The sequence below is a fragment of the Streptomyces sp. yr375 genome (assembly GCF_900110755.1).
GTDB lineage: Bacteria > Actinomycetota > Actinomycetes > Streptomycetales > Streptomycetaceae > Streptomyces.
In genome coordinates, this window is record NZ_FOFF01000040.1 from 54,589 (window position 1) to 81,238 (window position 26,650).

The 26,650-nt window shown below is 70.3% G+C and carries 21 protein-coding genes; 9 read left to right on the forward strand and 12 right to left on the reverse strand.

Features of this window, described 5'->3' with window-relative positions; translation table 11 throughout:
- The first annotated feature begins 8 nt into the window (after window positions 1-8).
- Complete coding sequence (locus BMZ82_RS29680) at window positions 9-425, forward strand: cupin domain-containing protein (RefSeq protein ID WP_093780482.1); 417 nt, start codon at window positions 9-11, stop codon at window positions 423-425.
- A gap of 29 nt (window positions 426-454) precedes the next feature.
- The gene (locus BMZ82_RS29685; RefSeq protein WP_093780483.1) at window positions 455-2,284 is read left to right on the forward strand and encodes an NHL domain-containing thioredoxin family protein; all 1,830 of its coding nucleotides are present in this window, start codon (window positions 455-457) and stop codon (window positions 2,282-2,284) included.
- 61 nt (window positions 2,285-2,345) lie between these two features.
- On the opposite strand, the gene BMZ82_RS29690 is transcribed toward BMZ82_RS29685, so the two are convergent.
- The 4 genes from BMZ82_RS29690 to BMZ82_RS29705 all read right to left on the reverse strand — a co-directional run bounded on the left by BMZ82_RS29690 (window position 2,346) and on the right by BMZ82_RS29705 (window position 6,891).
- Window positions 2,346-2,579 (reverse strand): DUF6458 family protein, encoded by a 234-nt coding sequence (locus BMZ82_RS29690; protein ID WP_093780484.1) that lies wholly within the window; start codon window positions 2,577-2,579, stop codon window positions 2,346-2,348.
- A gap of 109 nt (window positions 2,580-2,688) precedes the next feature.
- Window positions 2,689-3,987: a M18 family aminopeptidase gene (locus tag BMZ82_RS29695; protein ID WP_093780485.1), complete on the reverse strand. Its 1,299-nt coding sequence runs from the start codon at window positions 3,985-3,987 to the stop codon at window positions 2,689-2,691.
- A gap of 159 nt (window positions 3,988-4,146) precedes the next feature.
- Entirely contained in the window at window positions 4,147-5,988 is a 1,842-nt protein-coding gene (locus BMZ82_RS29700) for an acyl-CoA dehydrogenase (RefSeq protein WP_093780486.1), read from the reverse strand.
- 162 nt (window positions 5,989-6,150) lie between these two features.
- Window positions 6,151-6,891, reverse strand: a complete 741-nt coding sequence (locus tag BMZ82_RS29705; protein WP_371271323.1) for an alpha/beta fold hydrolase — start codon at window positions 6,889-6,891, stop codon at window positions 6,151-6,153.
- A gap of 213 nt (window positions 6,892-7,104) precedes the next feature.
- Here BMZ82_RS29705 and BMZ82_RS29710 point away from each other — a divergent pair, with 213 nt between their 5' ends.
- Window positions 7,105-7,587: an SseB family protein gene (locus tag BMZ82_RS29710; RefSeq protein ID WP_093780488.1), complete on the forward strand. Its 483-nt coding sequence runs from the start codon at window positions 7,105-7,107 to the stop codon at window positions 7,585-7,587.
- Between the two features lie 178 nt (window positions 7,588-7,765).
- The gene (locus BMZ82_RS29715) at window positions 7,766-8,737 is read left to right on the forward strand and encodes a pirin family protein (protein WP_093780489.1); all 972 of its coding nucleotides are present in this window, start codon (window positions 7,766-7,768) and stop codon (window positions 8,735-8,737) included.
- An 83-nt stretch (window positions 8,738-8,820) separates the two neighbouring features.
- Here the strand turns inward: BMZ82_RS29715 and BMZ82_RS29720 are convergent, their stop codons facing one another.
- The gene (locus BMZ82_RS29720) at window positions 8,821-9,762 is read right to left on the reverse strand and encodes a BRO-N domain-containing protein (RefSeq protein WP_093780490.1); all 942 of its coding nucleotides are present in this window, start codon (window positions 9,760-9,762) and stop codon (window positions 8,821-8,823) included.
- A gap of 178 nt (window positions 9,763-9,940) precedes the next feature.
- On the opposite strand from BMZ82_RS29720, the gene BMZ82_RS29725 reads away from it, so the two are divergent.
- Window positions 9,941-11,023, forward strand: a complete 1,083-nt coding sequence (locus BMZ82_RS29725) for an AI-2E family transporter (RefSeq protein WP_093780491.1) — start codon at window positions 9,941-9,943, stop codon at window positions 11,021-11,023.
- Here BMZ82_RS29725 and BMZ82_RS29730 read toward each other — a convergent pair.
- Window positions 10,957-13,143, reverse strand: a complete 2,187-nt coding sequence (locus tag BMZ82_RS29730) for an ATP-binding SpoIIE family protein phosphatase (protein ID WP_093780492.1) — start codon at window positions 13,141-13,143, stop codon at window positions 10,957-10,959. The two genes, BMZ82_RS29725 and BMZ82_RS29730, sit on opposite strands and share 67 nt — an antisense overlap.
- 166 nt (window positions 13,144-13,309) lie before the next feature.
- On the opposite strand from BMZ82_RS29730, the gene aspS reads away from it, so the two are divergent.
- A complete protein-coding gene (aspS, locus tag BMZ82_RS29735; RefSeq protein WP_093780493.1) occupies window positions 13,310-15,073 on the forward strand; it encodes an aspartate--tRNA ligase in 1,764 nt (587 codons plus the stop codon).
- A 187-nt stretch (window positions 15,074-15,260) separates the two neighbouring features.
- Window positions 15,261-16,226, forward strand: coding sequence for an intradiol ring-cleavage dioxygenase (locus BMZ82_RS29740; protein WP_093780494.1), 966 nt, complete (start codon window positions 15,261-15,263; stop codon window positions 16,224-16,226).
- 5 nt (window positions 16,227-16,231) lie between these two features.
- Here BMZ82_RS29740 and BMZ82_RS29745 read toward each other — a convergent pair whose 3' ends face one another.
- Entirely contained in the window at window positions 16,232-17,188 is a 957-nt protein-coding gene (locus BMZ82_RS29745) for a glycosyltransferase family protein (RefSeq protein WP_093780495.1), read from the reverse strand.
- A gap of 230 nt (window positions 17,189-17,418) precedes the next feature.
- Between BMZ82_RS29745 and BMZ82_RS29750 the strand changes: the two genes are divergently transcribed.
- Window positions 17,419-18,456, forward strand: coding sequence for a dioxygenase family protein (locus BMZ82_RS29750; RefSeq protein ID WP_256252181.1), 1,038 nt, complete (start codon window positions 17,419-17,421; stop codon window positions 18,454-18,456).
- 30 nt (window positions 18,457-18,486) lie between these two features.
- Here the strand turns inward: BMZ82_RS29750 and BMZ82_RS29755 are convergent, their stop codons facing one another.
- Window positions 18,487-19,182, reverse strand: coding sequence for a hypothetical protein (locus BMZ82_RS29755; RefSeq protein WP_093780496.1), 696 nt, complete (start codon window positions 19,180-19,182; stop codon window positions 18,487-18,489).
- 117 nt (window positions 19,183-19,299) lie between these two features.
- Between BMZ82_RS29755 and BMZ82_RS29760 the strand changes: the two genes are divergently transcribed.
- Window positions 19,300-20,643 carry a pectate lyase family protein gene (locus tag BMZ82_RS29760; RefSeq protein WP_093780497.1) on the forward strand — a complete coding sequence of 448 codons (1,344 nt, stop codon included), beginning with the start codon at window positions 19,300-19,302 and terminating at the stop codon, window positions 20,641-20,643.
- Between the two features lie 25 nt (window positions 20,644-20,668).
- Here the strand turns inward: BMZ82_RS29760 and BMZ82_RS29765 are convergent, their stop codons facing one another.
- The 4 genes from BMZ82_RS29765 to BMZ82_RS39835 all read right to left on the reverse strand — a co-directional run.
- A complete protein-coding gene (locus BMZ82_RS29765) occupies window positions 20,669-22,657 on the reverse strand; it encodes a pentapeptide repeat-containing protein (protein WP_093780498.1) in 1,989 nt (662 codons plus the stop codon).
- A gap of 110 nt (window positions 22,658-22,767) precedes the next feature.
- The gene (locus BMZ82_RS29770) at window positions 22,768-23,265 is read right to left on the reverse strand and encodes a hypothetical protein (RefSeq protein WP_093780499.1); all 498 of its coding nucleotides are present in this window, start codon (window positions 23,263-23,265) and stop codon (window positions 22,768-22,770) included.
- Between the two features lie 49 nt (window positions 23,266-23,314).
- A complete protein-coding gene (gene metG, locus BMZ82_RS29775; RefSeq protein WP_093780500.1) occupies window positions 23,315-25,048 on the reverse strand; it encodes a methionine--tRNA ligase in 1,734 nt (577 codons plus the stop codon).
- A 135-nt stretch (window positions 25,049-25,183) separates the two neighbouring features.
- Window positions 25,184-26,650, reverse strand: a 1,467-nt coding sequence (locus tag BMZ82_RS39835; RefSeq protein WP_107487697.1) for a VWA domain-containing protein, incomplete at its 5' end; no start/stop codon positions are given.

A 26,650-nucleotide genomic window follows, 5' to 3' on the forward strand; every position in this document is an offset into this window, starting at 1 on the left:
ATGAGGACATGACCAACGAACCCGCAGCCCAGCCCGCTTCCCACCCCGTTTCTCTGCCTGCCGCGCTCGCCACCTTCGCCGAGCAGTGGAGCCCGCGCATCGTCACGACCGTCAACGACCACGACGTCCGCGTCACGCATGTCGAGGGCGAGTACATCTGGCACGTCCACGACCACGCGGACGAGTTCTTCCTCGTCCTTGAGGGGGAGCTGCACATCGGGCTGCGCGAACCGGCCGGGGAGCGCACGGTCGTCCTGCCCAAGGGCAGCGTCTTCACGGTCCCGCGCGGCACCGAACACAGGCCGTCCGCCCCCGTCCGCACCGACATCCTCGTCCTCAACCCGTCCGGCACCTCGACGGTCGGCGACCGCCACGAGGAGCTCCCGGCGCATGTGGACGTCACGACGGGACATCCGCTGGGGTGACTGTCAGTGGCGGGTGGCACCCTGGAGGCATGAGCGATTCCACTCCTCGCCGCGTCCGTGTCCGCGCCCCCGAGCTGATCGGCAAGGGCGGCTGGCTGAACACGGGCGGTCAGCAGTACACCCTCGCCGACCTGCGAGGACGGATCGTCGTCCTGGATTTCTGGACGTTCTGCTGCATCAACTGCCTGCATGTGCTCGACGAGCTGCGAGAGCTGGAGGAGAAGCACCGGGACACGGTCGTCATCATTGGGGTGCACTCGCCGAAGTTCGTGCACGAGGCCGAGCACCAGGCGGTCGTGGACGCCGTGGAGCGGTACGGGGTGGAGCATCCGGTGCTGGACGACCCCGAGCTCGGCACCTGGAAGCAGTACGCGGTGCGCGCGTGGCCGACGCTCGTCGTGATCGACCCGGAGGGGTACGTCGTCGCACAGCACGCCGGTGAGGGGCATGTGCACGCCATCGAGCGGCTCGTGGCGGAGCTGGAGGCCGAGCACGCCGCGAAGGGCACCCTGCGGCGCGGCGACGGCCCGTATGTGGCGCCGGAGCCCGAGCCGACCGCCCTGCGCTTCCCGGGCAAGGCCCTCGTCCTGCCCGGCGGGACCTTTCTGGTCAGCGACACCACCCGGCATCAGCTCGTGGAGCTGGCGGGGGACGGGGAGACGGTCGTACGGCGGATCGGGTCCGGAGTGCGGGGGTTCGCCGACGGTGTGGCGGAGACGGCCTCGTTCAACGAGCCGCAGGGGCTCGCGCTGCTCGACGACGACTCGGCCGTGGTCGTCGCCGACACCGTCAACCACGCGCTGCGCCGCCTCGACCTCGGCTCCGGTGAGGTGACGACCCTGGCAGGCACCGGGAAGCAGTGGTGGCAGGGGTCGCCGACCTCCGGCCCCGCCCGCGACATCGACCTCTCCTCGCCGTGGGACGTGGCGCTCTTCGGCGGCCGGGTGTGGATCGCCATGGCCGGTGTCCACCAACTGTGGGCGTACGACCCGGTCGAGGGCACCGTGGGCGTCGCGGCCGGCACGACCAACGAGGGGCTCGTCGACGGGCCGGGCGCCGAGGCCTGGTTCGCCCAGCCGTCGGGGCTCGCGGCGACGCCCGACGGGGAGCGGCTCTGGCTCGCCGACTCCGAGACGTCCGCGCTGCGCTGGGTCGACCGGGAAGGGGCCGTCCACACCGCCGTCGGCACCGGCCTGTTCGACTTCGGGCACCGGGACGGCGCGGCCGGTCAGGCCCTGCTCCAGCACCCCCTGGGCGTCACCGTCCTGCCGGACGGCTCGGTCGCCGTCTGCGACACCTACAACCACGCGCTGCGCCGCTACGACCCGCGGACGGGTGAGGTCACCACCCTGGCGACGGACCTGCGGGAGCCCAGCGACGCCGTTCTCGTCGGCGAGGACATCGTGGTCGTCGAGTCGGCCCGGCACCGGCTGACCCGGCTGCGGCTGCCGGAGGAGGCGGTCCGGGTGGCGGCCGTCGCCCACCGCACGCGGCGTGCCGCCACCGAAGTCGCGCCGGGGACACTGCGGTTGGACGTGATCTTCCAGGCCCCGGCCGGTCAGAAGCTGGACATCCGGTACGGCCCGTCGACGCGGCTGCTGGTCTCCGCGACCCCGGCCGAGCTGCTCCTCGGGGGCGCGGGCGCGGGCACCGACCTCTTCCGCACGCTGGAGCTCGATCCGGAGATACCGGAGGGCGTCCTGCACGTCTCCGCCATGGCCGCCTCGTGCGACGACGACCCGGACATCGAGTACCCCGCCTGTCACGTCCACCAGCAGGACTGGGGCGTTCCGGTCCGCCTCACCGAGGGCGGGGCGGACCGGCTGCCGCTGGTCCTGGCGGGGATGGATCCCCAGTAGCGGCAGTGGTGTCAGTAGAGCCAGCGGTGCCAGTGGTCCAAGTAGCCCAGGGAGCCTTTGGCTAGCCGTCCCCGTGCCGGTGGTGCCGGTCCTCCTCGATGACGGTCGTCGAGGCCGGCGGCACGAGCACGCGCCGGCGCCGGGCGATGCTGCTGAACGTCGTCACGCCGATCAGCCCGACGATCATCAGGATCACGCCGACCAGGTCCAGGTTGACGCCCTGCATGTCCCAGTCGGTCGCGAACGTGAGGATGGCTCCCACGGCGATGAGGATGATGCATCCGCCCAGGCCCATGGTGTCGCCTCCAGTCCGGTGGCGGACCGGCCGATCCGGTTCACCACCGAACCCGGGTACCCGGACGCCCAACTCCCATGCCCCGCCGGTCGCCCGGCCACCGCGGGCCCTATCCCTCCAGGAACGCCACCAGCGCGTTGGCCAGCAGATACGGGTCGGCGTCGCCGCACAACTCCCGCGCGCTGTGCATCGACAGGATGGCCACGCCGATGTCGACGGTGCGGATGCCGTGCCGGGCCGCGGTGATCGGGCCGATGGTGGTGCCGCACGGCATGGAGTTGTTGGAGACGAAGGTCTGGAACGGGACGTCCGCCTTCTCGCAGGCGGCGGCGAACAGCGCCTGGCCCGTACCGTCCGTGGCGTAGCGGTTGTTGACGTTGACCTTGAGGATCGGCCCGCCGTTGACCCGCGGGTGGTGCGTCGGGTCGTGCCGCTCCGCGTAGTTGGGGTGGACGGCGTGCCCGGTGTCGGAGGACAGGCAGACGGTGCCCGCGAAGGCTCTCGCCCGGTCCTCGTACGAGCCGCCGCGCGCGAACACCGAGCGCTCCAGGACGCTGCCCAGCAGCGGTCCGTCCGCGCCGGTGTCCGACTGCGAGCCGTTCTCCTCGTGGTCGAAGGCGGCCAGCACCGGGATGTACGGCAGCCCCTCGCCGCCCGTCGCCACGGCCGCCAGCGCCGCCGTACCGGCGTGCACGGACAGCAGGTTGTCCATCCGCGGGCCGGCCACCAGCTCCTGGTCCCGGCCCAGGTAGGCGGGCGGTTCGACGGAGTGCACCATCAGGTCCCAGCCGGTGACCTGGCCCGCGGCGAGCCCGGACTCCTCCTCCAGGAAGGCGATGAGGTCGCCGTCGCGCAGGTCGTTGCCCAGGCCCCAGATGGGCTGGAGGTGGCGCTGCTTGTCGAGCTTGAGGCCGTCGGTGTTGACCGACCGGTCGAGGTGGATGGCGAGTTGGGGCACGCGCAGCAGCGGGCGGCCGACGTCGACCAGGCGCGTCGAACCGTCCCGCAGCGTCAGCCGGCCCGCCAGGCCCAGATCGCGGTCGAGCCAGGAGTTGAGCAGCGGACCGCCGTAGATCTCCACGGCCACCTGGCGCCAGCCGTGCCCGCCGGTGTCGGGCCGCGGCTTCACGCGCAGGTTCGGGGAGTCGGTGTGCGCGCCGACGATCCGGAACGGCGTGTGCGGCGCGGCGCCCTCGGGGACGTACCAGGCCACGATCGCGCCCCCGCGCAACACGTACTTGCCGCCGCTCGTCCCCTCCCAGGCGTCCGTCTCCGAGACCTGCCGGAAACCGGCCTTCTCCAGCCGCTCCGCCGCGTTCGCCACGGCGTGGTACGGCGACGGACTCGCCGTGAGGAACGTCAGGAGGTCGTCGGTGTGGCCGCGGTCGAAGCGGGAGGGTTCGCTCATGGGGTTCACCTTAACGACGTACGAGGGCCCGCTCCCGGCGTTGGGAGTGGGCCCTCGTGAGGACCGTGTGGAGTGCGGTGCTGGAGTGCTCCGGGGTTGTCGGGAGTGCTCCGTTGTTGTCCGGATGAGTCCTGGAACGCGGGGACTGGAAGGCGCGGACTAGAAGGCGGCCTCGTCCAGTTCCATCAGGTCCAGCTCGACGCCTGCGGCGATCTTGCGGGCCAGGGTGACGCCCGGCAGGACGTTCGCCGCGAAGAACTTCGCCGCCGCGATCTTGCCGGTGTAGAACGCCACGTCCTTGGCGGACACCGCCTTGGTGGCCGCCGACTCCAGCTTCTCGGCGGCGATCGCGGCGCCCTTGAGGAGCAGGTAGCCGACGATCACGTCGCCGGAGGCGAGCAGCAGGCGGGTGGTGTTGAGGCCCACCTTGTAGATGTTCTTGACGTCCTGCTCGGTGGCCGCGAGGTCGGTCAGCATCAGGCCGACGATGGCCTCCAGCTCGACGGCGGCCTTGGCCAGGTGCTCGCGGGCGCCCGCCAGCTCCTCGCCGCCCGTGCCCAGTTCGAGGAACTTCTTGATGTCCTCGGCGAGGGAGTTCAGCGCCGCGCCCTGGTTGCGGACGATCTTCCGGAAGAAGAAGTCCTGGCCCTGGATCGCGGTCGTGCCCTCGTACAGGGTGTCGATCTTGGCGTCGCGGATGTACTGCTCGATCGGGTACTCCTGGAGGAAGCCGGAGCCGCCGAAGGTCTGCAGCGACTGGGCGAGCTGCTCGTAGCCCTTCTCGGAGCCGTAGCCCTTGACGATCGGCAGGAGCAGGTCGTTGAGCGCGTGCTCGGTCTTGGCGTCCTCGCCGGCCGCTTCCTTGACCGCGATCGCGTCCTGGACGGAGGCCGTGTGCAGGACGAGGGCGCGCATGCCCTCCGCGTACGCCTTCTGCGTGATCAGCGAGCGGCGGACGTCCGGGTGGTGCGTGATGGTGACCTTGGGCGCGGCCTTGTCGCCGAACTCGGCGAGGTCGGAGCCCTGGACGCGCTCCTTGGCGTACTCCAGCGCGTTCAGGTAGCCGGTGGAGAGCGTGGAGATCGCCTTCGTGCCGACCATCATGCGGGCGAACTCGATGATGCGGAACATCTGGCGGATGCCGTCGTGCTTGTCGCCGATCAGCCAGCCCTTGGCGGGGTGCCGGTCGCCGAACGTCATCTCGCAGGTGTTGGACGCCTTCAGGCCCATCTTGTGCTCGACGTTCGTGGCGTAGGCGCCGTTGCGCTCGCCCAGCTCGCCGGTCTCGACGTCGAAGAGGAACTTCGGGACGAGGAAGAGGGACAGGCCCTTGGTGCCGGGACCGGCGCCCTCGGGACGGGCCAGCACGTAGTGGAGGATGTTCTCCGACATGTCGTGCTCACCGGACGTGATGAAGCGCTTGACGCCCTCGATGTGCCAGGAGCCGTCCTCCTGCTGGACCGCCTTGGTGCGGCCTGCGCCCACGTCGGAACCCGCGTCGGGCTCGGTGAGGACCATCGTGGAGCCCCACTGGCGGTCCACGGCGAGCTGCGCCATCTTCTTCTGGACGTCGTTGCCCTCGTCGAAGAGGATGCCGGCGAAGGCCGGGCCCGAGGAGTACATCCACACGGCCGGGTTCGCGCCGAGGACCAGCTCCGCGTACGCCCAGATCAGCGACGGCGGGGCGGTGGTGCCGCCGATCTCCTCGGGCAGGCCGAGCCGCCAGTACTCGGAGTCCATGAAGGCCTGGTAGCTCTTCTTGAAGGAGGCGGGGACCGGGGCGGTGTTGGTCTCCGGGTCGAAGACCGGGGGGTTGCGGTCGGCGTCCGCGAAGGACTCCGCCAGCTCGTTCTCCGAGAGGCGGGTCAGCTCCTCGAGGATGCTCTTCGCGGTCTCGGTGTCCATCTCCTCGAACGGGCCGGTGCCGTACAGCTTGTCGCGCCCGAGCACCTCGAAGAGGTTGAACTCGATGTCGCGGAGATTCGACTTGTAGTGCCCCATGGCGACGGCTCCGTAGAGAAGAGAGAGAAGAGAGCGACGTGAGATCGGCGAGGGACCTGGATCCTCACGCCGGCTCACGTACCCACAAGTAGCAAGTGCTTACGATGATGCTACCCGTCGGTAATAAGTCGCAACCCCTACTCGGCCAAGTGTGAGAAGGGTCTACTTGACGGCCTCGGTCAGCAGGGCCGCCCAGCGTGCCGGGTGCTCGGTGAAGGGCAGGTGGCCGCCCGGCATCTCCGTCAGCCGCGCCCCCGGGATCCCGGCGGCCGTGGCCCGGTGCAGCCGGGGCGGGACGAACCGGTCCTCCACCGTCGAGATCACCAGCGTCGGGGCGGTGATCGCGGCCAGGTCGGCGCGGACGTCGGTCCTCATCACCAGGTCCACGTGGTCCACGGTGCCTTCGGGGACCGTCCGGCCGGTGACGTTCGCCGCCGCGTCCAGTTCCCGCGGTGTCGGCGCGTCGAGCGCGGCCGGACTCAGGGCGTGCGCCAGCACGAACCGGCCGAGGGTGTCGGGGTCGCCCGCCGCGCACAGCGCCTCCCACACCTGGGCGGTCAGCCGCAGCTCCGCGTCGGCGTGCGCGAAGGGGGCGGTCAGGGCCAGCGCGGTCACCCGCCCGGGATGCCGTACGGCCAGTCGTATCGCCACCGGTCCGCCCATCGAGTACCCGCAGACGGCGAACCGCTCCAGCCCCTCCGCGTCGGCGGCGGCCACCAACTCGTCCACCAGCGTGTCCAGTTCGAGCGGGTGCGTGGCGCGTGGCGTGCCGCCCGTGCCGGGGTAGTCGACGCCGACGACCGTGTGACCGGCCGCCAGCACGTCCATCACCGGCCCGAAGTTGGCCTCGACGGACCCCCCGGCGCCATGCGCCAGCAACAGGCCCGGCCCGGATCCGCGCACGGTGCGGGCGTAGGGGGACGGAGAAGGGGAGGGGGCGGGAGTGGGGGTGGGAGGAGAAGGCGGCATGTGGGTTCCCCGGGTGTGGGTGGGCGGGATGCTGCGGCCGAAATGTGTAGCGACCGATAGTGAAATACCGTAGCAGCATTTCATAGCGACCGTTAGATAAATTGCCCGGCCCTTCTCCTTCCGGCGTGCCTCGGTACGCTTGCGCCCATGTACGGATACGGCCAGCCCATGGACGGCGGTGCTGCACAGCAGCAGTACGCCCCGCCGCAGCAGCAGATGCCCGGCGGCCACGGCGGGTACGGGCAGCAGCCGCCGCTCTATCCGGAGCCGTCGCCGCCCTCTTTCGCGGACGCGGTGCGTGCCTTCACCACCGGGCAGCTCGCCGCCGAGGACTTCCAGCAGGTCTTCGCGACCTCCAAGGTCTACTGCCCGCGGGGCGACAACCCCGGTTTCCTCGCCCTGCACAACACCCAGCAGCCGGTGATCCCGATGTTCACCTCGCTCAAGGAACTGCGCCGGTACGCGGGCAAGGAGTCCAAGTACTTCGTGATCACCGGCTCCGAGGTGATCGACCTGTTGCCCACGGGCTACGGCTTCGTCCTTGACATGGAGGGTGAACACCGGATGGTGTTCGACGCGAAGGCCGTCGAGCAGATGGTCGATTTCGCGATGCGGCGGATGTACGGCTGAGCGTCTGCCTGGCGCCTGCTGGGCATCCAGTGAGTGCCTGCTGAGCGTCTGCTGAGCGTTTTGCTGATCGGGGCGGTGCGGCCCGGAGGGAATGTCCTCCGGGCTTTTGTCGTTTCGGGTAGCAGAAAGTTCAATGCTCAACTAAAATGGATCGCACGTCGCCCAAGGAGGTACGGACATGCCCGCAGTGACCGTCGAGAACCCGCTGACCCTGCCGCGCGTCGCCGCACAGGCGGACGCGGTGGCACGTCCCGTGCTCGCCGTCGCCACCGCGCCCAGCGGTTTCGAGGGTGAGGGCTTCCCGGTGCGCCGTGCGTTCGCCGGGATCGACTACCGACACCTCGACCCGTTCATCATGATGGACCAGATGGGTGAGGTGGACTACGCGCCGGGCGAGCCGAAGGGCACGCCCTGGCACCCGCACCGCGGCTTCGAGACCGTCACGTACATCATCGACGGCATCTTCGACCACCAGGACAGCCAGGGCGGCGGCGGCACCATCACCAACGGCGACACCCAGTGGATGACGGCAGGCTCGGGTCTCCTGCACATCGAGGCGCCGCCGGAGTCGCTGGTCATGTCCGGCGGTCTCTTCCACGGCCTCCAGTTGTGGGTGAACCTGCCGGCCAAGGACAAGATGATGACGCCGCGCTACCAGGACATCCGTGGCGGGCACGTGCAGCTCCTGACGACGCCGGACGGCGGTGCACTCCTTCGGGTGATCGCCGGCGAGCTGGACGGTCACGCCGGTCCCGGTGTCACCCACACGCCGATCACGATGATCCACGCGACGCTCGCACCGGGCGCGGAGATCACCCTGCCGTGGCGCGAGGACTTCAACGGGCTGGCGTACGTGCTGGCGGGCAAGGGTGCGGTGGGCGCGGAGCGCCGTCCGATCCGCCTCGGCCAGACGGCGGTCTTCGGGGCCGGGTCCTCGCTCACGGTCCGCGCCGACGAGAAGCAGGACTCCCACACGCCGGACCTGGAGGTCGTCCTGCTGGGCGGGCAGCCGATCCGTGAGCCGATGGCCCACTACGGCCCGTTCGTCATGAACACCAAGGACGAGCTGATGCAGGCGTTCGAGGACTTCCAGAAGGGGCGGCTGGGGACGATTCCCGCGGTCCACGGGATGACGGAGGAGGGCATCTAGCCCGCCGAGATTCGGTACGGTATGGCGAAGGCCCGAAGCCGCAACTTCTTTTTGCGACTTCGGGCCTTCCTCATGCCACTTCGCTACGGCAGCACGTAGACGGGTGCTCCGTCCGGAGCGCACCCGGTCTGCCGCATGCAGCCGCGCTTGAGCAGCGTGCGGAGGCAGTCGTGGACGCGGTTGAGGGGGAGGCCCGTACGCGTGGCGATCTCTTCCAGGCGGTAACCGGCCTCGCCCCGAACGAGCGCGGGGGCCAGGTAGGCCGCCACCGCATGGACGTCCTCGGTGAAGACGAGGTTCTTCGCCTTCCAGGTGGCCAGGAGCCGCTGGGGCGTCAATTCCGGTTCCGCGGGGCGGTGCCTGAGGGCCAGCGCGATGTCCTGAAGGGCCTCGGCGATCGCGTTCTGGCTGCGGGCGATCGTCTGCTGGCTGCGGCTGATCTCTTCCAGGAGAGCGGTCTGCTGCCTCTGGGAAGCCGCCATCACTTCGTCGGCCTGGATGTTCCTCACTTCGAGCCGCACGATCGCGTCGGCGACCTGCTCGGGCATCAGGTACGCCGTGCCGCCGGTGGGGGCGGGTTGCAGCGGGGCCGGTTCCAGGGAGTAGGAGCCGTCGCGCTGGATGGTGGCGATGACTTCGGAGACCCAGGTCTTGAAGGGCTGGGACTCGGGCTTGGTGCAGCCGTTGACGAGCTGGATGAGCCCGCGAAGATTCACCATCTTCATGGACTTCTTGAGCCTGTGACCTGCAATGTTGCACGAAGCGTCGATCGTGTCGACGCTTCGTGCAAGATCGTCCAGGGATGTTGTGTGTTGTTGTGCAACACCGTGACGCAGGGCATCTCGGGTGTTCGCGTAGCCGAGTTCGGTGGCGACGTCTACGGCCGGGAACCAGTGCTCCCCGTCCGGCAACGTCAGCCTCCGTACCCGTGCTCCCGTCGCCGCGAACACGAAGTCGTTGACGTCGATCGCGTCCTGCTGTGCCGCCGACTGGTGCGGTGGCTGTGTGTTGTTCTGCTCGTGCATCGAGCATCACCTCCGCGTCCGAAGCTAGGCATATGCCGACGCAACGTATGTCCGTAGCAAGGATGTTCATCCTTTTTTTGGGGACAGACGTATCGATTTCTGTGCTCGGGTGACGGGGCGTCACCCGGGTGGACCGTCCGGGCGGGACAGGTGTGGGGCCCCGTGGTCCGCTGGAGGGGTGCACCTGCTCCCCCTGCCCGTGCGGCGGTTCGCCGCCTGGTGTGTTGTCGTGCTGCTTGTCTGTGGGGTCGGGTTTGTGGGGATCCGGCTCTGTTCCGAGTTGCGGACGGCTGTCACGCCCGTGTTGCTCGCGTTGCTCGGGACCGCGTTGCTCGGGCCGTTGCACCGGCGGCTCGTCGAGGCGGGGGTGCCCCGGGCGGTGTCGGCCGGGCTCACCTGTGTCGCCGTGGTCGCCGTGGTGGGCGGGGCCGTCTATATCGTCGTCGCCGCGTTGATCGACACCGGGGATCAGATCGTGTCCTCGCTCAAGGACGCGGGGCAGGATCTTTCCGGGCACTTCGGGGCCGCCGGGACCTCGCTCGACGACCTCGCCTCCAACGCGAAGGAGCTGCTGACCAAGTTCGGGGGGACGGCTGCCTCCAATGTGATCAGCGGGGTGAGTGTCGTCGGCGAGAGCGTCGCCATGGCCGTGCTCGCGCTGTTTCTCGTCTTCTTCTTTCTCCGGGACTCGTATCGGGCCGTCGGCGTGCTGCGTTCCGTCGCTCCGGGCGGGAGCGCCGACACCCTGGAGGCCATGGCCCGGCGGGCGTTTCGGGCCGTCGAGGGGTTCATGCGCGGTACCACCTTCATCGCCTTCATCGACGCCGTCTGCATCACCGTCGGACTGCTCGTCCTGCGGGTGCCCGGTGCTGTCGGGCTCGGCGCGCTCGTCTTCGTCGGCGCGTACATCCCCTATCTCGGGGCCTTCGTGTCCGGGGCCGTCGCCGTGCTGGTGGCGCTCGCCGAGCGGGGGGCCGTCATCGGGCTGTGGGTGCTCGGGGTGGTGCTCGCCGTGCAGGTGCTGGAGGGGCATGTGCTGCAACCGGTGATCCAGAGCCGGACCGTGCAGATGCATCCGGCGGTGGTGATGGTCGCCATCACCGCCGGGGCGTCCGTGGCCGGCGTGCTGGGCATGCTGCTCGCCGTGCCGGTCACGGCCGCCGCCTTCGGGGTGGCGTACGAGCTGCGGGAGCGCTACGCCCCGGCCGGGCCCCCGGAATCCCCCGGCTCGCCGGGCTCGCCGGGCTCGCCGGGCTCGTAGAGCTCGAACCAGATGCTCTTGCCCTCGCCTCGCGGTGCCACCCCCCAGGTGTCCGCGAGGAGTTCGATGAGGACGAGGCCGCGGCCGGAGGAGGCGAGTTCGCCGGGGCGGCGTTTGTGGGGGAGGTCGTCGCTGGTGTCGGTGACCTCGATGCGGATCCGGCGCTCGCCCGGCGCGCCGGTGACCTCGGCGACGAGCAGCGCGTCGGCGTCGGTGTGGACGAGGACGTTGGTCAGGGTCTCGGAGACGAGCAGGACCGCCGAGTCGACCTGGTCGGCGCAGGTCCAGTCGTGCAGCAGCTCGCGCAGTTGCTGCCGGGCCACGGCGATCCGCTCGGGCTCGGCCTGCGCGACCGTCAGCATCGAGCGGCGCACCGGCCGCCGGATGGGGACGGTCGTGCCCGCGGCATCCTCCGTACCGGGACCGCAGCCGCCCGCGCCCTGGCGGCACAGGAGCAGTACGGCGATGTCGTCCTCGCGGCGGTCCGACAGGGGGCCCGTGGTGTGGTGGGAGGAGGGGCCGTGCACCGCCTGGACCAGGGCGTCGGCCAGCTCCTCCAGGTCGCCCTCGTGCGCCTCCAGGATCTTGCGGACGCGCCGCCAGCCGGTGTCGAGGTCGTGGCCGCCGGTCTCCAGCAGGCCGTCGGTGCACAGCAGCACCGCCTCGCCGGGTTCCAGGGCGAGCCGGGTGGTGGGGTAGTCGGCGTCCGGGTCGATGCCGAGCGGGAGTCCGCCGGCCGTGGCGCGGACCAGGACCGTGCCGTCGGCCATCCTGATCGCCGGGTCGAGATGGCCGGCCCGCGCCGTCTCCAGGACCCCGGTCACCGGGTCGACCTCGATGTACAGGCAGGTCGCGAAGCGCAGGTCGGGGTCCTCGCCGTCGTCGGCGTGGTTGATGCCGTGGAAGAAGCCGGAGGCGCGGGACAGGACGGCGTCGGGGCGGTGGCCCTCGGCGGCGTACGCCCGCAGCGCGATGCGCAGTTGCCCCATGAGACCCGCGGCGCGCACGTCATGGCCCTGGACGTCCCCGATGACCAGCGCGAACCCACCGCTGGGCAGCGGGATCATGTCGTACCAGTCGCCGCCGACCTGGAGACCGCCGCCGGTCGGTATGTAGCGGGCGGCGAGGGTCATGCCCGGTATCTCGGGGCCGAGCGTGGGGAGCATGGAGCGTTGCAGGCCGTCGGTCAGCTCGCGCTGGGTCTCCGCCGCGCCCGCGCGGGTCAGGGCCTGGGCGAGCATCCTCGCGACCGTCGTCAGCACGGACCGCTCGTCCGGGGTGAACGCGACCGGGTACGCGAAGCCGGCCATCCAGGCGCCCATCGTGCGGCCGGCCACCGTCAGCGGCAGGAACGCCCACGACTGGCGGCCGAAGTGGGAGGCGAGCGGCCAGGTGAGCGGGTAGCGCTCCTTGTACTTCTCGGGGGACGACAGATAGACGGCCCGGCCGGTGCGTACGACTTCGGCGGCCGGATAGTCCGTATGGATGGACATCTGCGCGAAGGGGCCCTCGTCGCCGGGCTCCTGGCCGTGGTGGCCGATGATCGTCAGCCGGTCGCCCGTGACGCCGAAGACGGCCAGCCCGTCCGGGGAGAAGCCCGGCATCGACAGGCCCGCCGCGACCCGCAGCACCTCCTCAGTGGACCGCGCCTCCGCCAGCGCCCGGCCCGCGTCCAGCAGGAACGCCTCCCGTGAGCGCCGCCAGTCACCGGTGACGGCGGTCCGGCCGGCCGGGGTGCCCGGCGCAGGCTCGGTGACCTCCTGGAGGGTGCCGATGAGCTCGTACGCCTTCTTCACCGGGTCGAAGGACGGCTTGGAGCGGCTGCGGACGACGCGGACGACGCGCCCCCGGTCGTCCATGATCCGGATGCGTACCTCGGCGAGGGTGTCCTCGGCCACGGCGAGCTGGATCACCCCGGTGATCTCGTTCCAGTCGACGGGGTGCAGGCGGGCGCGGGTCTGGGCCTCCGTGAGGACCGTCTCCTGCCGGGGCAGCCCGAGCAGCCGGGCGGCCTCGGCGTCGACCGTGACCAGCCCGGTGGCGGTGTCCCAGTGCCACAGGCCGGTCGCGAGGGCGACGAGAACCTCCCCCACGGCGGGCAACGGCTCGCCAGTGCGCATTGCCCCACTTTAAGAAGAAGCGATCGAGAAGTGCCACTGATCGCCGGACCTGTATGGAGGGGAGGTGATCAGTGACTGCCCGGTACGCTGGGGGTTGTTTCACGTGAAACATGGCCTGTTTCACGTGAAACGTGCCCCCCGATCCGCGAAGACTGGATGAACGACGATGCATCGGTACAGGTCCCACACCTGCGGCGAGCTCCGCGCCTCTGACGTCGGCACCGACGTCCGGCTGAGCGGCTGGCTGCACAATCGGCGCGACCTGGGCGGCATCCTCTTCATCGATCTGCGCGACCACTACGGCATCACGCAGCTCGTGGCCCGTCCGGGCACGCCCGCGTACGAGGCGCTCGACAAGGTGACCAAGGAGTCGACGGTCCGGGTCGACGGCCAGGTCGTCTCGCGCGGTGCGGACAACGTCAACGCGGACCTGCCGACCGGTGAGATCGAGGTCGAGGTCGGTGAGGTCGAGCTGCTGGGCGCTGCCGCGCCGCTGCCGTTCACGATCAACACCGAGGACGGGGTCAACGAGGAACGGCGTCTGGAGTACCGCTTCCTGGACCTGCGCCGCGAGCGCATGCACCGCAACATCATGCTGCGTACGTCGGTCATCTCGGCGATGCGGCACAAGATGACGGCGCTGGGCTTCAACGAGATGGCGACGCCGATCCTGTCCGCGACCTCTCCCGAGGGCGCCCGTGACTTCGTCGTCCCGTCCCGGCTGCACGCGGGCCGCTTCTACGCGCTGCCGCAGGCCCCGCAGCAGTTCAAGCAGTTGCTGATGATCTCGGGCTTCGACCGCTACTTCCAGATCGCGCCCTGTTTCCGTGACGAGGACGCGCGCGCGGACCGTTCGCCGGGCGAGTTCTACCAGCTCGACGTCGAGATGAGCTTCGTCGAGCAGGAGGACATCTTCCAGCCGATCGAGAAGCTCATGACGGAGCTGTTCGAGGAGTTCGGCGGCGGGCGGCATGTCACCTCGCCGTTCCCGCGGATCCCGTTCCGCGAGTCGATGCTGAAGTACGGCTCTGACAAGCCGGACCTGCGCGCCCGGCTCGAGCTCGTCGACATCACCGATGTCTTCGAGGGCTCGGAGTTCAAGGCGTTCGCGGGCAAGCACGTGCGCGCGCTGGCCGTGCCGGACGTCGCGTCGCAGCCCCGGAAGTTCTTCGACCAGCTCGGTGACTTCGCGGTCTCGCAGGGTGCGAAGGGTCTGGCCTGGGTGCGGGTGGCCGAGGACGGTTCGCTGTCCGGTCCGATCGCGAAGTTCCTGACCGAGGAGAACGTCGCCGAGCTGACCAAGCGGCTGTCGCTGGCCGCCGGTCACGCCGTGTTCTTCGGCGCGGGCGAGTTCGACGAGGTCTCGAAGATCATGGGTGCGGTGCGGGTCGAGGCCGCCAAGCGTGCCGGGCACTTCGAGGAGGGCGTTTTCCGGTTCTGCTGGATCGTCGACTTCCCGATGTACGAGAAGGACGAGGAGACCGGCGCGATCGACTTCTCGCACAACCCGTTCTCCATGCCGCAGGGCGGGCTCGAGGCCCTGGAGACGCAGGACCCGCTGGACATTCTGGGCTGGCAGTACGACATCGTCTGCAACGGTGTCGAGCTGTCGTCGGGCGCGATCCGGAACCACGAGCCGGAGATCATGCTCAAGGCGTTCGAGATCGCGGGCTACGACCGGGAGACGGTCGAGGAGAAGTTCGCCGGCATGCTGCGCGCGTTCCGCCTCGGGGCCCCGCCGCACGGCGGTATCGCGCCGGGTGTCGACCGCATCGTCATGCTGCTGGCCGACGAGCCGAACATCCGCGAGACCATCGCCTTCCCGCTCAACGGCAACGCCCAGGACCTGATGATGGGCGCGCCGACGGAGCTGGAGGAGGCCCGGCTGCGGGAACTGCACCTCTCGGTGCGCAAGCCGCAGCCGAAGTAAGGCCAAGCCGTAGCTGTAGCTACAGCCGTAAGTAAGGCAAGCAAGGCGAGTAAGGCAAGCCTTGAGAAGTGGCTTTTCGTAAAGGGACCTGAAGTCGACGTCGATTTCAGGTCCCTTTCGCATGCCCGTGGAAAAGATCGCTGTTTTCTCAGCTCGCTGACAGCCTTCCTATCTAACTTCCGGCGGCATGACAGCGAATCAACAGCCACAGGAATCCCATGTCACCCAGGAATCAGGGGAACTGACCCGCCGCAAGGTCGTGGTCGTCGGTGCGGGCGCGCTCGCGGTGGCCGGTCTCGGCGGCACGGCGTTCGCGGCGAACGCCGCCACGCGGGACGGCAGAGCCACGCCGTCGGCGACCTCGGCGCGAGGCGAAGCCGAGGTCTGCTACCGGCTGACCTCGGAGACCGTCGAGGGCCCCTACTACATCGACGCCGACAAGATCCGCCAGGACATCACGGAGGACCGGGAGGGCATCCCGCTCCTCCTCGACCTGAAGGTGATCGACTCGGAGACCTGCAAGCCGATCCGCAACGCCGCCGTGGACATCTGGCACTGCGACGCGGTGGGCGTGTACTCGGGCTACGAGGACATGGGCAACGGCGGCGGCGGTCCCGCGCCCACCGGCGCGCCTCCGACCGACGCGCCCACGGACGCGCCGACCGGCCCGCCCCCGGGCGGCGGCCACCAGGAGCCCACGGACGACACCCGCTACCTGCGCGGCACCTGGGGCACGGACCGCGCCGGCCATGTCGCCTTCCGGACCGTCTTCCCGGGCTGGTACCGGGGCCGTTGCGTCCACATCCACGTCAAGGTGCACGTGGACGGCGAGTGGACCGACGCCGGTTACGAGGGCGGGCACGCCTGCCACACCGGCCAGTTCTTCTTCGACGAGGAGTCCGTCCTCGCGTCGGCGGCGGTGGAGCCGTACGCGAGCAACGCCGCCGAGCGCACGACGCTCACCGAGGACACGATCTACGACCAGAGCGGCACCCAGGGCGGCCTGCTGAAACTCCGCTACGACAAGCGGCGCATCGGCAAGGGCGTGCGCGGGTCCCTCACGGTCGGCGTCGACCCGCAGGCGACGGAGGACGGCCAGGGCGCACCCCCGCCCCAGCCCACCACGTCGGCGTCCGCGTCCCCTTCGGCGTAGCCGGCTCAGCCGGGGCTCTCCCCCGTCGAACCCGGACCTGTCCCCACCCCCGCCCCCACGACCTCCGCCAGTACCTCCGCCAGTACCTTGCGCACCGCCCCCGCCACCCGTTCCGGCGCGTACGTCGCACGTGTCCGCGCGCTGTGGCGGTGGGCGGTGCGCCGGCGTCGGGCGGGGTTCGCGACGAGGGCGCAGAGCCGGTCGGCGACGTCCTCGGGACGGTCGTAGAGCACGTCGGGGTCGCCGTCGGCGATCTCGGGGTAGGCGCCGGTCGCGGGCAGCAGCGGGCAGGTTCCGGTGGCCATGGCCTCCAGGGTCGCCACGCCCAGGCTCTCGTGGAGGGCGGTGCTGACCTGTATGTCGGACCGCCACAGGGTGCGGAAGTAGTCGTCGAGCGGGAGGTCCTCGCCCAGCGTGACCCGGCCGGGGTACCGCCGGGCGAGCTCCCGCAGGGCCGGGCCGGCCGGTGCGTCGGCGGGGAAGTGCCGGGTGACGACGATGCGCGCGGAGGTGCGGCGCAGCACCTCGTCGTCGGCGGCGACGAAGAGTTCCGGCCGTTTCGCGGGGATGGGGGCGTGGTTGAAGACGACGGTCACGGCGTCGCCGTCCCGCGCGTGGCGGCCGGTGCCGTCGAGGCCGGGCGGGCGGGCGGCGTCGATGCGGTCCAGGTCGAGCGGCAGGCCGACGGGACGCAGCCGGGCGGACAGTTCCCGCGCGGCGACCGGGCCGGCCTCGGTGACCGAGGTCAGCAGGGTCCGGTGCAGGTACTCGCTGACCAGCAGCACCCGGTCGGCGGCGAGCAGGTTACCGAGGTCGGCCCAGCGCAGCCTGGGGTAGCGCTCGACGCGGAACAGGTCGGTGGGGTCCCAGTGCGTGGCGTGGGTGTAGGTGACCAGGGGGAGGCGCGGACGGCGGCGGAGTACGGGGAGGTGGCGCGGGTGGCGAAGGAGGGGCTGGAGCATCTACGCGTGGCGCGCACGGCACTGGGCCTGGACTCGACCCCGCCCCCAGCCCCGGCCCCGGCGGCCCCCGTCCTTACCCTCACCCCCTCCAGGTGAGGCAAGGCTCACCGGCACCTTTACCATAAGTAGGCTGAAAACAGACCCTCGTCCCTGGTTTCTTTTTGCCTGGCCTTGGAATTCCACAGGTCGTTCCCACCTCTCTGACAGCGCGGTCTCCTAACTTCGCGGCCATGACGGGAAACATCGAGAACAACGACAACAGCCAGGACGAGCAGCACGTCGGCGGGACCGAGCCGCAGGGGCCCCGGCACAAGCGGAGTCTGACGCGCCGGAAGGTCGTCGTCGCCGGAGCGGGTGCGGCCGTCGCCGTGGGGGCGGGCGGGGCGCTCGCCGCCGGGGCGTTCGCCGGGGAGAGCAAGCCGGGCAAGGGCGCCAAGGGCGCGAAGGCCAGTGCGTCGGCCGGCGAGGTCTGTTACAAGCTGACCTCCGAGACCACCGAAGGCCCGTACTACATCGACGCGGACAAGCTCCGCCAGGACATCACCGAGGACAAGGAGGGCATCCCCTTCACCCTCGCCCTCAAGGTGATCGACTCCGAGACCTGCAAGCCGATCGCGAACGCCGCCGTCGACGTCTGGCACTGCGACGCCCTCGGCCTCTACTCCGGTTACGAGAGCAGCTCCACGGGAGGCGGCGGCGCTCCGACCGACGCGCCCTCCGGTACGCCGACCGGTACGCCCACCGACGTGCCGACCGGTACGCCGACCGGTGAGCCGCCGGCCGGTGGCGGCGGTGGCGGGCACGAGGAGCCCACCGACGACAAGCGGTACCTGCGCGGCACCTGGAAGACCGACAAGCAGGGGCGCGTCACCTTCAAGACGATCTTCCCGGGCTGGTACCGGGGCCGTTGCGTCCACATCCACACCAAGGTGCATGTCAACGGTGAGTGGACCGACGCCGGTTACGAGGGCGGCAACACCTGCCACACCGGCCAGTTCTTCTTCGACGAGGAGTCCGTGCTCGCCTCCGCCGCGGTGGCGCCGTACTCCACCAGCACCACCGAGCGCACCACGCTCACCGAGGACACCATCTACGACCAGAGCGGTGTCCAGGGCGGTCTGCTCCAGTTGAAGTACAACAAGAAGAACATCGCCAAGGGCGTCGTGGGCTCCATCACCATGGGCGTCGAGCCCGACGCGACCCACGAGGGCACCGACGACGCCGTCCAGCCGGGCGCGTCCGCGTCGGCGTCTGCCTCCGCCAGCTAGCAGCGTCGGCCGGCTGGAAGCCTTGGCGGGCTAGGACGGTTCGTCCGGTGACGCGCCCTCCTCCAGCAGTCGTTCGGCGATGTCCGTCGACCAGGACTGGGCCCATGTGCGCAGTGCGGCGATGTCGGGTTCGGTCAGGCCGTACTCCGTGAACGCCGTGTCCGGGTAGTGGTCCGTGCCCGTCAGCCGGGTCTGGAGGGTGGGCAGGTCGAAGTCGTCGCGGGTGTGGCGGCGGGCCAGTTCCTCCAGGTCGGGGTGGGTGAAGCGGGTGGCCGCCGCCCGTGCGTCGATCAGGTCGACGGCCAGCCCGCGGTCGTACAGCGCCCGGATCCTCGTACCCACCGCGTCCGGGAGGCCGAGCGTCGGCCCGTACGACGTCGGGGCGGGCGGGCTCCAGAAGGTTTCCTTGTGCAGGGCCAGACGGAGGGTCGTGCCCGTGGCGCGCTCCCGCACGGACAGGTGCGCCGACAGCGGGTCGGCGTCCTGGAGCACCGCCTCGAAGCGGCCGCCGGAGGTGAGCGTCGTGCTCAGCGTCTCGGCGAGCCGGGGCATCGGCTCCGCGCTCTCGGTCGCCAAGTCGACGTTGCCGTGCGGGCGTTGGAGCAGCCCGTGGGCCTGGAGGGCGTAGCCGCCTGCCAGTGCCCACGGGGCGGTGGGCGGGGCCGTGCCGAAGACCTCGGCGAGCAGCCGGAGGTGCGGCCGGAGGTGGGGTTGGAGAAGTTCCACGAGGTAGTCGTAGCAGGCTCCTGGGGCTGGAGAAAAAATTGTGGCGCGCGGCAACTCTTTTGACGGCGGCGACCACTGACAGGGCGTAAGCCCGCTCCTCCCGTAAGGATCTGAACCGTGGTAGCTCCCTCCCACCGCCGGTCCCTCCGCTCGCGCCGCGTCCTCGTCGTCACCGCGGCAGCCGTGGCCGCGGGCGTCGGCGCCGGGGTCGTCGTGATGAACGCGAACGCCGGAACCGTCGATCTTTACCACCAGACGCTCGCCGCCAAGGACGGCTGGGCCTCCTCCGGCACGGGTACGACCGGCGGCAGCAAGGCCGACGCCGCGCACACCTTCACCGTCTCCACCCGCGCCCAACTGGTGAAGGCGCTGGGCTCGGTGTCCGACAAGACGCCCCGGATCATCAAGGTCAAGGGCACGATCGACGCCAACACGAACGACGCCGGCAAGAAGCTGACCTGCGCCGACTACGCGGCGGGCACCGGCTACTCGCTGGCGTCGTACCTCAAGGCGTACGACCCCGCCACCTACGGCAGGTCGAAGCTGCCCTCCGGCAGCCAGGAGAAGGCCCGCGACGCGGCGCAGGTCAAGCAGTCGAAGACCGTCGTCTTCAAGGTGCCGGCCAACACGTCCGTCGTGGGCGTGCCGGGCACCGGCGCCGGGATCTCCGGCGGCATGCTCCAGATCCAGGGCGTGGACAACGTCATCGTCCGCAACCTGAACTTCTCGGGCACCGAGGACTGCTTCCCGCAGTGGGACCCGACCGACGGCGACGACGGCAACTGGAACTCGAAGTACGACTCGGTCACCCTGCGCGGCGCGACCCATGTCTGGGCGGACCACAACACGTTCACCGACGCCGCCCACTTCGACACGGCGAACCCGAAGTACTACGGCCGCGAGTACCAGATCCACGACGGCGCCCTCGACATCACCAAGAGCTCGGACCTGGTGACCGTCTCGCGCAACCAGTTCACCAACCACGACAAGACGATGCTCGTCGGCGGCAGCGACAGCGAGCCCGGCGGCAAGCTGCGCGTGTCCATCCACCACAACATCTGGAAGGGCGTCGTCCAGCGCGCCCCGCTGGCCCGCGTCGGCCAGGTGCACATCTACAACAACTACTACGACGTCACGACCCTCAACGGCTACGCGACGCAGTACAGCATCAACGCCCGCGCCAAGGCCCAGGTCGTCGCGGAGGACAACTACTGGAAGGTCCCGGCGGGCGGCAGGATCGACAAGCTGATCAGCAGCGACGGCACCGGCTCGGTCCGCAGCAGCGGCAACCTCGTCAACGGCAAGGCCACCGATGTCGTCGCCGCGTACAACGCCGTCTCGTCCAAGGACCTGAAGACGAGCGTCAACTGGACGCCGACCCTGACGGCGGGCCTGGAGACGTCCGCGACGAACCTGCCGTCGTCGCTGGCCACGACGACGGGCGCCGGGGTCCTGTCGTAGCGGAACCCGTTGTCGCGCGGCCGGGTCAGGGCAGTACGGCTCCCTTCCACTCGGCCGCGCTGCGGTCGACGCCGTCGAGCCGGGCGTCGGTGAGGTCGGCGTCGGTGAAATCGGCGTCCGTGACGATCGCGGCGTGGTGGGTGTCGTCCTTCTCGAAGTCGGCGCTCACCAGGGACGCGTCCGTGAGATCCGCCCGCGTCAGGTTCGCGCCGGTCAGGTCGGCCCCGTCGAGGAGGGTGGCGTTTCCGTCGTCGGCGCTCATCGCGTACGCGCCCGTCAGGTTGGCGCCGGTCAGGGACACGCCGGTGAGCTGCGCCCCGTCCAGCCAGGCGCCGGTGAGGTCGGTGTCGGTGAACAGGGAATTGAGGAAGTCGCTGGAGCTCAGCATGGCCCCTTCCATACGGGCCTTGTCGAACCAGACGCTTTCGTAGGTGCCGTTGCGCAGGTCGGCCCGGCTCAGGTCGGCGTCCCGCAGGTCGGTGTTGGAGAGGTCCAGAGCGGAGAGGTCGGCGCCCACCAGGAACGTTTCGCGCAGGTTGATGTACGGATCCCCCTCCACCGTCGGCGTGCGAGACCCCAGCACCTCGAGGGCGGCGGCCACGTCCTCGGCGGGGCGGGTCTTCTGGTTCTTGCGCAGCCGGTCGGCGGTCTTCTTGACGGGCATCTTCGCGTGTTCCCTGACGTAGGAGCTCAGTATCTTGACGATCCTGGGCTGTTCGCTCGGGGAGTCCCGCATGATGCGCTGGAGGGCGTAGATGCTGCTGACCCGGACGTTGATCGAGTCGTCGCCCAGCCGGTCGACGGTCTCGCCGTAGGTGGTGGCGACCTGCTCGCGCCTGCTGAGCCCGAGCGTCTCGTTGGCCTGCGTGATCGTCACGTAGGTGAAGGAGAGCGCCAGCAGCGCCGGAACGGTCGGCATCGCCGTGGCGACCCACATGTAGCGCTGCCAGCGGCTCGCGTCGCCGGCGGAGGCGGCGGTTGCGGGCGCGGTTGCCGGGCCGGGGCCGGGGGCGGGCGCGGGGACGAGTTGGGCGGGGTCCAGCAGGACGAACCACCGGGAGGCGTGCAGCCGGTCCTGGACGGTGGCCAGCAAAGCGGTGAGGGCGGGCAGGGCCGGGGCCGTCCCGTCGCGCAGGACCTGCCCCGCCGCCTCCGCCAGGGTCTCGGCGACGCGCGCGGTGTGCTCCTCGGCCTCCGCCCGCCGGCCGGTGTCGACGGGGAGCCCGTCGCGGGCGAAGTCCCGCAGTGCGGCGCGCAGTTCGGCCACCCGCTGGTCGAGGACGGTCGCTTCCGGGGGCGCCGGGCGCAACGCGTCGCGGCAGGCGGTCAGCGCGTCCAGGCAGGCGAGCAGGGGCGGTTCCTGCCGTGCCCAGAGGCCGAAACTCCGCAGCGCCGCCCGCCGGATCCGCCACGCGGCCACCGGCAGCGCCAGGGCGACCCCGAAGAGCGGACCCCACTCGACGCCGCTCCACCAGGGCCCGGGGTCCGCCTCGCACCCGGTCAGCAGGGACCAGGACGCGCACTCCTCGACGTCCGGGGTGTACCACCCGTCCTGGCCCAGGAGCCAGTCCAAGTAGTGGTACAGATACGGCAGTTGCGTGAGCGGGCCGTCGTAGAAGTAGTCGCTGACGATCAGCCAGGTCCCGAGCAGGAGGCCGCACAGCAGCAGGGTGAGCGGCACCGTCACGCTCCACACCCGGCGGCCCGCCGCCAGCACGCGTGCCGAGCGGTCCGCCTCCACCAGGCGGCGCAGGAGTTGGTCGGACGGTGTCGTGGCGGCCACTCCCAGATAGCGGCGCAGCGCCAGCGCGGCGCTCAGGCGGCGGCGCAGGGCCGGTGTGTGCGGGCGGACGGCGCGGCGGGGCACGAGGGCGATACGGCGTCCCGCGTGCCGGTGCGGATCGCGGAAGGCGGCCGCCCTCGCGACCAGCCGCCACACCGCCATCGCCGGGACGTACGCGACCGTCGCGCCCAGCAGGGCGCGTATCCAGTCGGCCCAGGATGTGAAGTCCACCGTGTTTCCCCCGCCCCACGCGCCACTGCCGTTGAAACGGCGCTCGTGGATTATGCCCGTGGGACGGCTGCCAGACCCTCAGATCGTCGGACCTTCGGATCGTCAGACCCTCAGGTGTCGTAAGTGCCGTCCCACGGTGGGGAGAAGGCGAGGCGGTCGGGGTACAGCTCGGCCCACTGCTCGCCCGCGCCTTCTCCCTCGTCCTCCTCGTCCTTCCTTATCACCAGGCCGAACTGGACGTTCTCGTAGGTGAGTTGGAAGGGGCGGATCGCTATGTCCGTGTAGGCGCGGCGAGGCAGGCTGCGCAGCAGGGTCGCCATGCGGACGCGGGCTCGGGTGAGGACCGAGTGCTCGCCGTGCGGGTCGCGCTGCTGCTCGGCCCACGTGCCGGCACACCAGATGTCCGAGTCGCGGTAGCGGCCCTCGGCGTCGAAGGTGTGCAGCACGGTGTAGAGGCGTTTGTGCTGCTCCCAGCCGTCGTCGAGGCGGAAACCCTGTGGGAAGGCGTATGTGACCGACGCGAGGAACTGGCCGTCCGCGTACCGTCCGATGGACTCGGTGCGGTGCTTCGGCTGGTAGGCGATCGGGATGACCTCGGGGACCTCCATGGCGGAAACCATACGGCTTGGCAAGAACATGCCGAAGCCGGGGGAATCCCTACGCCTTTTCCTCTACATCTTCTCCTTGGAAGCGGTCCTTGTAGCTCTCCAGGTCCTCGTCCGTGATCTTGGCGAAGAGGACCGGGGGGACGGTGAAGGGGGTGCCGGCGGGGACGGAGGCGAGGCCGCGCGCCTCGTCAGCGGTGACCCAGGTCGCCGTGTCCTCGGTGAGGGCGAACGCCTCGCGCATGGTCTTCGCCGTCGTCGGGATGAAGGGTTCCGAGACCACCGCGTAGAGGTGGATCAGGTTCATCGCCGTGCGCAGGGTGAGGGCCGCGCCCTCCTGGTCCGTCTTGATCTCCAGCCAGGGGGCCTTCTCCTCCAGGTAGGAGTTGCCCGCGGACCACAGGGCGCGCAGCGCCGCCGCGGCCTTGCGGAACTGGAGGGCCTCCATCTGCCGCTCGTACTCGTCGAGCAGGTCGGCGATCTGCTCGCCGAGCTTCGTCTCCGCCTCGCCGGGCGCGCTGCCCGCCGGGACCTCGTCGCCGAAGCGCTTCCTGGAGAAGGACAGGACGCGGTTGACGAAGTTGCCGAGGGTGTCGGCGAGGTCCTTGTTGACCGTCGCCGTGAAGTGCTCCCAGGTGAAGGACGAGTCGTCCGACTCGGGGGCGTTGGCGATCAGGAAGTAGCGCCAGTAGTCGGCCGGGAGGATGCTGAGGGCCTGGTCGGTGAAGACGCCGCGCTTCTGGGACGTGGAGAACTTGCCGCCGTAGTACGTCAGCCAGTTGAAGGCCTTGACGTAGTCGACCTTCTTCCACGGCTCGCGCACGCCGAGCTCGGTGGCCGGGAACATCACCGTGTGGAACGGGACGTTGTCCTTCGCCATGAACTCCGTGTAGCGGACCGTCGCGTCGCTCTCGTACCACCAGGACTTCCAGTCGCGCGTCTCCCCGGCGGGGGCGGCGTCCGACCACTCCTTCGTCGCGCCGATGTACTCGATCGGGGCGTCGAACCAGACGTAGAAGACCTTGCCCTCCGCCGCCAGCTCCGGCCACGTGTCGGCCGGGACCGGGACGCCCCAGTCCAGGTCACGGGTGATCGCGCGGTCGTGCAGGCCCTCCGTCAGCCACTTGCGGGCGATGGAGGAGGCGAGCTGCGGCCAGTCCGCCTCGTGGCGGGAGACCCACTCCTCGACCTCGTGCTGAAGCTTCGACTGGAGGAGGAAGAGGTGCTTGGTCTCGCGGACCTCCAGGTCGGTGGAGCCGGAGATCGCGCTGCGGGGGTCGATCAGGTCGGTGGGGTCGAGCACCCGGGTGCAGTTCTCGCACTGGTCGCCGCGGGCCTTGTCGTAGCCGCAGTGGGGGCAGGTGCCCTCGACGTAGCGGTCCGGGAGGAAGCGGCCGTCGGCGGGGCTGTAGACCTGGCGGATCGCGCGCTCTTCGATGAAGCCGTTCTCGTTGAGACGGCGGGCGAAGTGCTGGGTGATCTCGTGGTTCTGGGGGGAGGAGCTGCGGCCGAAGTAGTCGAAGGCCAGCGCGAAGCCGTCGTAGACCGCCTTCTGCGCGTCGTGGGCCTGCGCGCAGAACTCGGCCACGGGGACGCCCTGCGCCTTCGCGGCCAGTTCGGCCGGGGTGCCGTGCTCGTCCGTCGCGCAGATGTAGAGGACGTCGTGGCCGCGCTGGCGGAGGTAGCGGGCGTACACGTCCGCCGGGAGCATGGACCCCACCATGTTGCCCAGGTGCTTGATTCCGTTGATGTACGGAAGGGCGCTGGTGATGAGGTGTCGAGCCATCGGGGGGCTGCTCCCAGGTCGGTCTGCTGCTGGTGTGTTCTGTGTCTTGCGAACCTTGAAATCGTAGCCGACACGGGTGTGCCGCCCGCCTCCCGTTTTACGGGGTGAGAAGCGGGCGGCACAGGGGTTTGGTTGTTACGGGCGCCAGTCGATCAGGAGGCCGTCGTAGAGTTCCGCGTCCGTGAGCTCGAGGGGGGTCGGGCCCGCGTGGAAGAAGGCCGTGTTGTCGGTCTTCAGCTTGCGGAGGTAGTCGAAGGCCTTGTTGTCATGGTCGCCGAACCCGACGAACGAGAAGAACACCGAGGTGTGGGACTTCGCGGCGTCCGTGAGGGACTGGGTGGCCGGGGTCTTCGCGTCCGGGGCGCCGTCGGTCTGGAAGACGACGAGGGCGGGGGCGCCGGGGGTGGCGTTCTCGTCGTAGTGCGCGAGTACGGCGTCCACGGCGGCGTGGTAGCTCGTACGGCCCATACGGCCGAGGCCGGCGTGCAGGTCGTCGATCTTGTTCTCGTACGCGGGGAGGGTCAGCTCGCCGGTGCCGTCCAGCTCGGTGGAGAAGAAGACGACGTGGACGGTCGTGTTCTCGGGGTCGAGGTGGGCGGCGAGGGCGAGGGTCTGCTCGGCGAGGGCTTGTGCGGAGCCGTCCTTGTAGTACGGCCGCATGGACGCTGAGCGGTCGAGTACGAGGTAGACGTGGGCACGGGTGCCGGTGAGGTGGGTGTTCTCCAGGACACTCGCGGCTGCCTGGTAGGCAGAACGGAGGCCTGCCGGCACCGGGCGCCGCTCAACCGCCTCGGCTCCGCCCTCGGCCCCAGTGTCCCCACCCGCACCACCCGTGCGGCTCTCGTCGTCGACCGCGGGTGGCCCCTGCGGGGCGTCCTCGCCGTCGGCGGCTGCGGCTACGACCGGCTCCGCGGTGGGGATGGTGACGGGGGTGGCGTCGGATGCGGGGGCGGAGACGTCCTCGCTCGGCTGCGCCGTAGCTACGGGGGCGTCGTCGGCCGGCTGCGCCGTAGCCACGGGGGCGTCGTCGGCCGGCTGCGCCGTAGCCACGGGGGCGGCAGCCGTGGGGCTGGGCTCGCTCGGCTCCGCCGTAGCCACGGGGGTGGCCTCGGCCGGCTCAGCCGTGGCCACCGGGGTGGGCGCGGGGTCCGACTCGGTGGCCTGGGCGGGAACGGGGGCGAGGGCGGGCTCCGGTTCGGTGGCCGATGCGGGAGCGGGCTCCTCGGCGACGGCGACGGCGACGGCGACGGGCTCGGCCTCGGGCTCGGCTTCCGGGGTGGTTTCAGCCTGCTCCACGGTGCCCGTCGGCTCCGAAGCGGCTTCGACCTGCGGCGCTTCCTCGGCGGCCACCGGCTCGGATTCCGGTTCCACCGCTTCCGGCGCGGCTTCCTCGGTCACCGGCTCGGCTGCGGCCTCCGTGAGCGCTGCCGTTTCCGGCGCGGGCGTCTCAGCCTTCGGCTCCACTGCCTCTGCGGCTGCCTCGGGCTCGGCGTCGGGGACGACGGAGTCGGTGGCGGCTTCCGGTGCGGGCTCCTCGGCCACGGGCTCGGCCGTCGCTTCGGCGACCGGCGTGGCTTCCGTTTCCGGCGCGGGCTCAGCGGC

Bases quoted from the DNA above. Each gene is read 5' to 3' on its own strand.
- metG (WP_093780500.1), bottom strand. From the start codon at position 25,048: ATGGCTCGACACCTCATCACCAGCGCCCTTCCGTACATCAACGGAATC.
- BMZ82_RS29690 (WP_093780484.1), bottom strand. From the start codon at position 2,579: ATGGGCCTGGGCGGATGCATCATCCTCATCGCCGTGGGAGCCATCCTC.
- BMZ82_RS29770 (WP_093780499.1), bottom strand. From the start codon at position 23,265: ATGGAGGTCCCCGAGGTCATCCCGATCGCCTACCAGCCGAAGCACCGC.
- BMZ82_RS29695 (WP_093780485.1), bottom strand. From the start codon at position 3,987: ATGAGCGAACCCTCCCGCTTCGACCGCGGCCACACCGACGACCTCCTG.
- BMZ82_RS29700 (WP_093780486.1), bottom strand. From the start codon at position 5,988: ATGGGGCACTACAAGTCGAATCTCCGCGACATCGAGTTCAACCTCTTC.
- BMZ82_RS29750 (WP_256252181.1), top strand. From the start codon at position 17,419: ATGACGGGAAACATCGAGAACAACGACAACAGCCAGGACGAGCAGCAC.
- BMZ82_RS29685 (WP_093780483.1), top strand. From the start codon at position 455: ATGAGCGATTCCACTCCTCGCCGCGTCCGTGTCCGCGCCCCCGAGCTG.
- BMZ82_RS29720 (WP_093780490.1), bottom strand. From the start codon at position 9,762: ATGCACGAGCAGAACAACACACAGCCACCGCACCAGTCGGCGGCACAG.
- BMZ82_RS29680 (WP_093780482.1), top strand. From the start codon at position 9: ATGACCAACGAACCCGCAGCCCAGCCCGCTTCCCACCCCGTTTCTCTG.
- aspS (WP_093780493.1), top strand. From the start codon at position 13,310: ATGCATCGGTACAGGTCCCACACCTGCGGCGAGCTCCGCGCCTCTGAC.
- BMZ82_RS29745 (WP_093780495.1), bottom strand. From the start codon at position 17,188: ATGCTCCAGCCCCTCCTTCGCCACCCGCGCCACCTCCCCGTACTCCGC.
- BMZ82_RS29710 (WP_093780488.1), top strand. From the start codon at position 7,105: ATGTACGGATACGGCCAGCCCATGGACGGCGGTGCTGCACAGCAGCAG.
- BMZ82_RS29740 (WP_093780494.1), top strand. From the start codon at position 15,261: ATGACAGCGAATCAACAGCCACAGGAATCCCATGTCACCCAGGAATCA.
- BMZ82_RS29715 (WP_093780489.1), top strand. From the start codon at position 7,766: ATGCCCGCAGTGACCGTCGAGAACCCGCTGACCCTGCCGCGCGTCGCC.
- BMZ82_RS29730 (WP_093780492.1), bottom strand. From the start codon at position 13,143: ATGCGCACTGGCGAGCCGTTGCCCGCCGTGGGGGAGGTTCTCGTCGCC.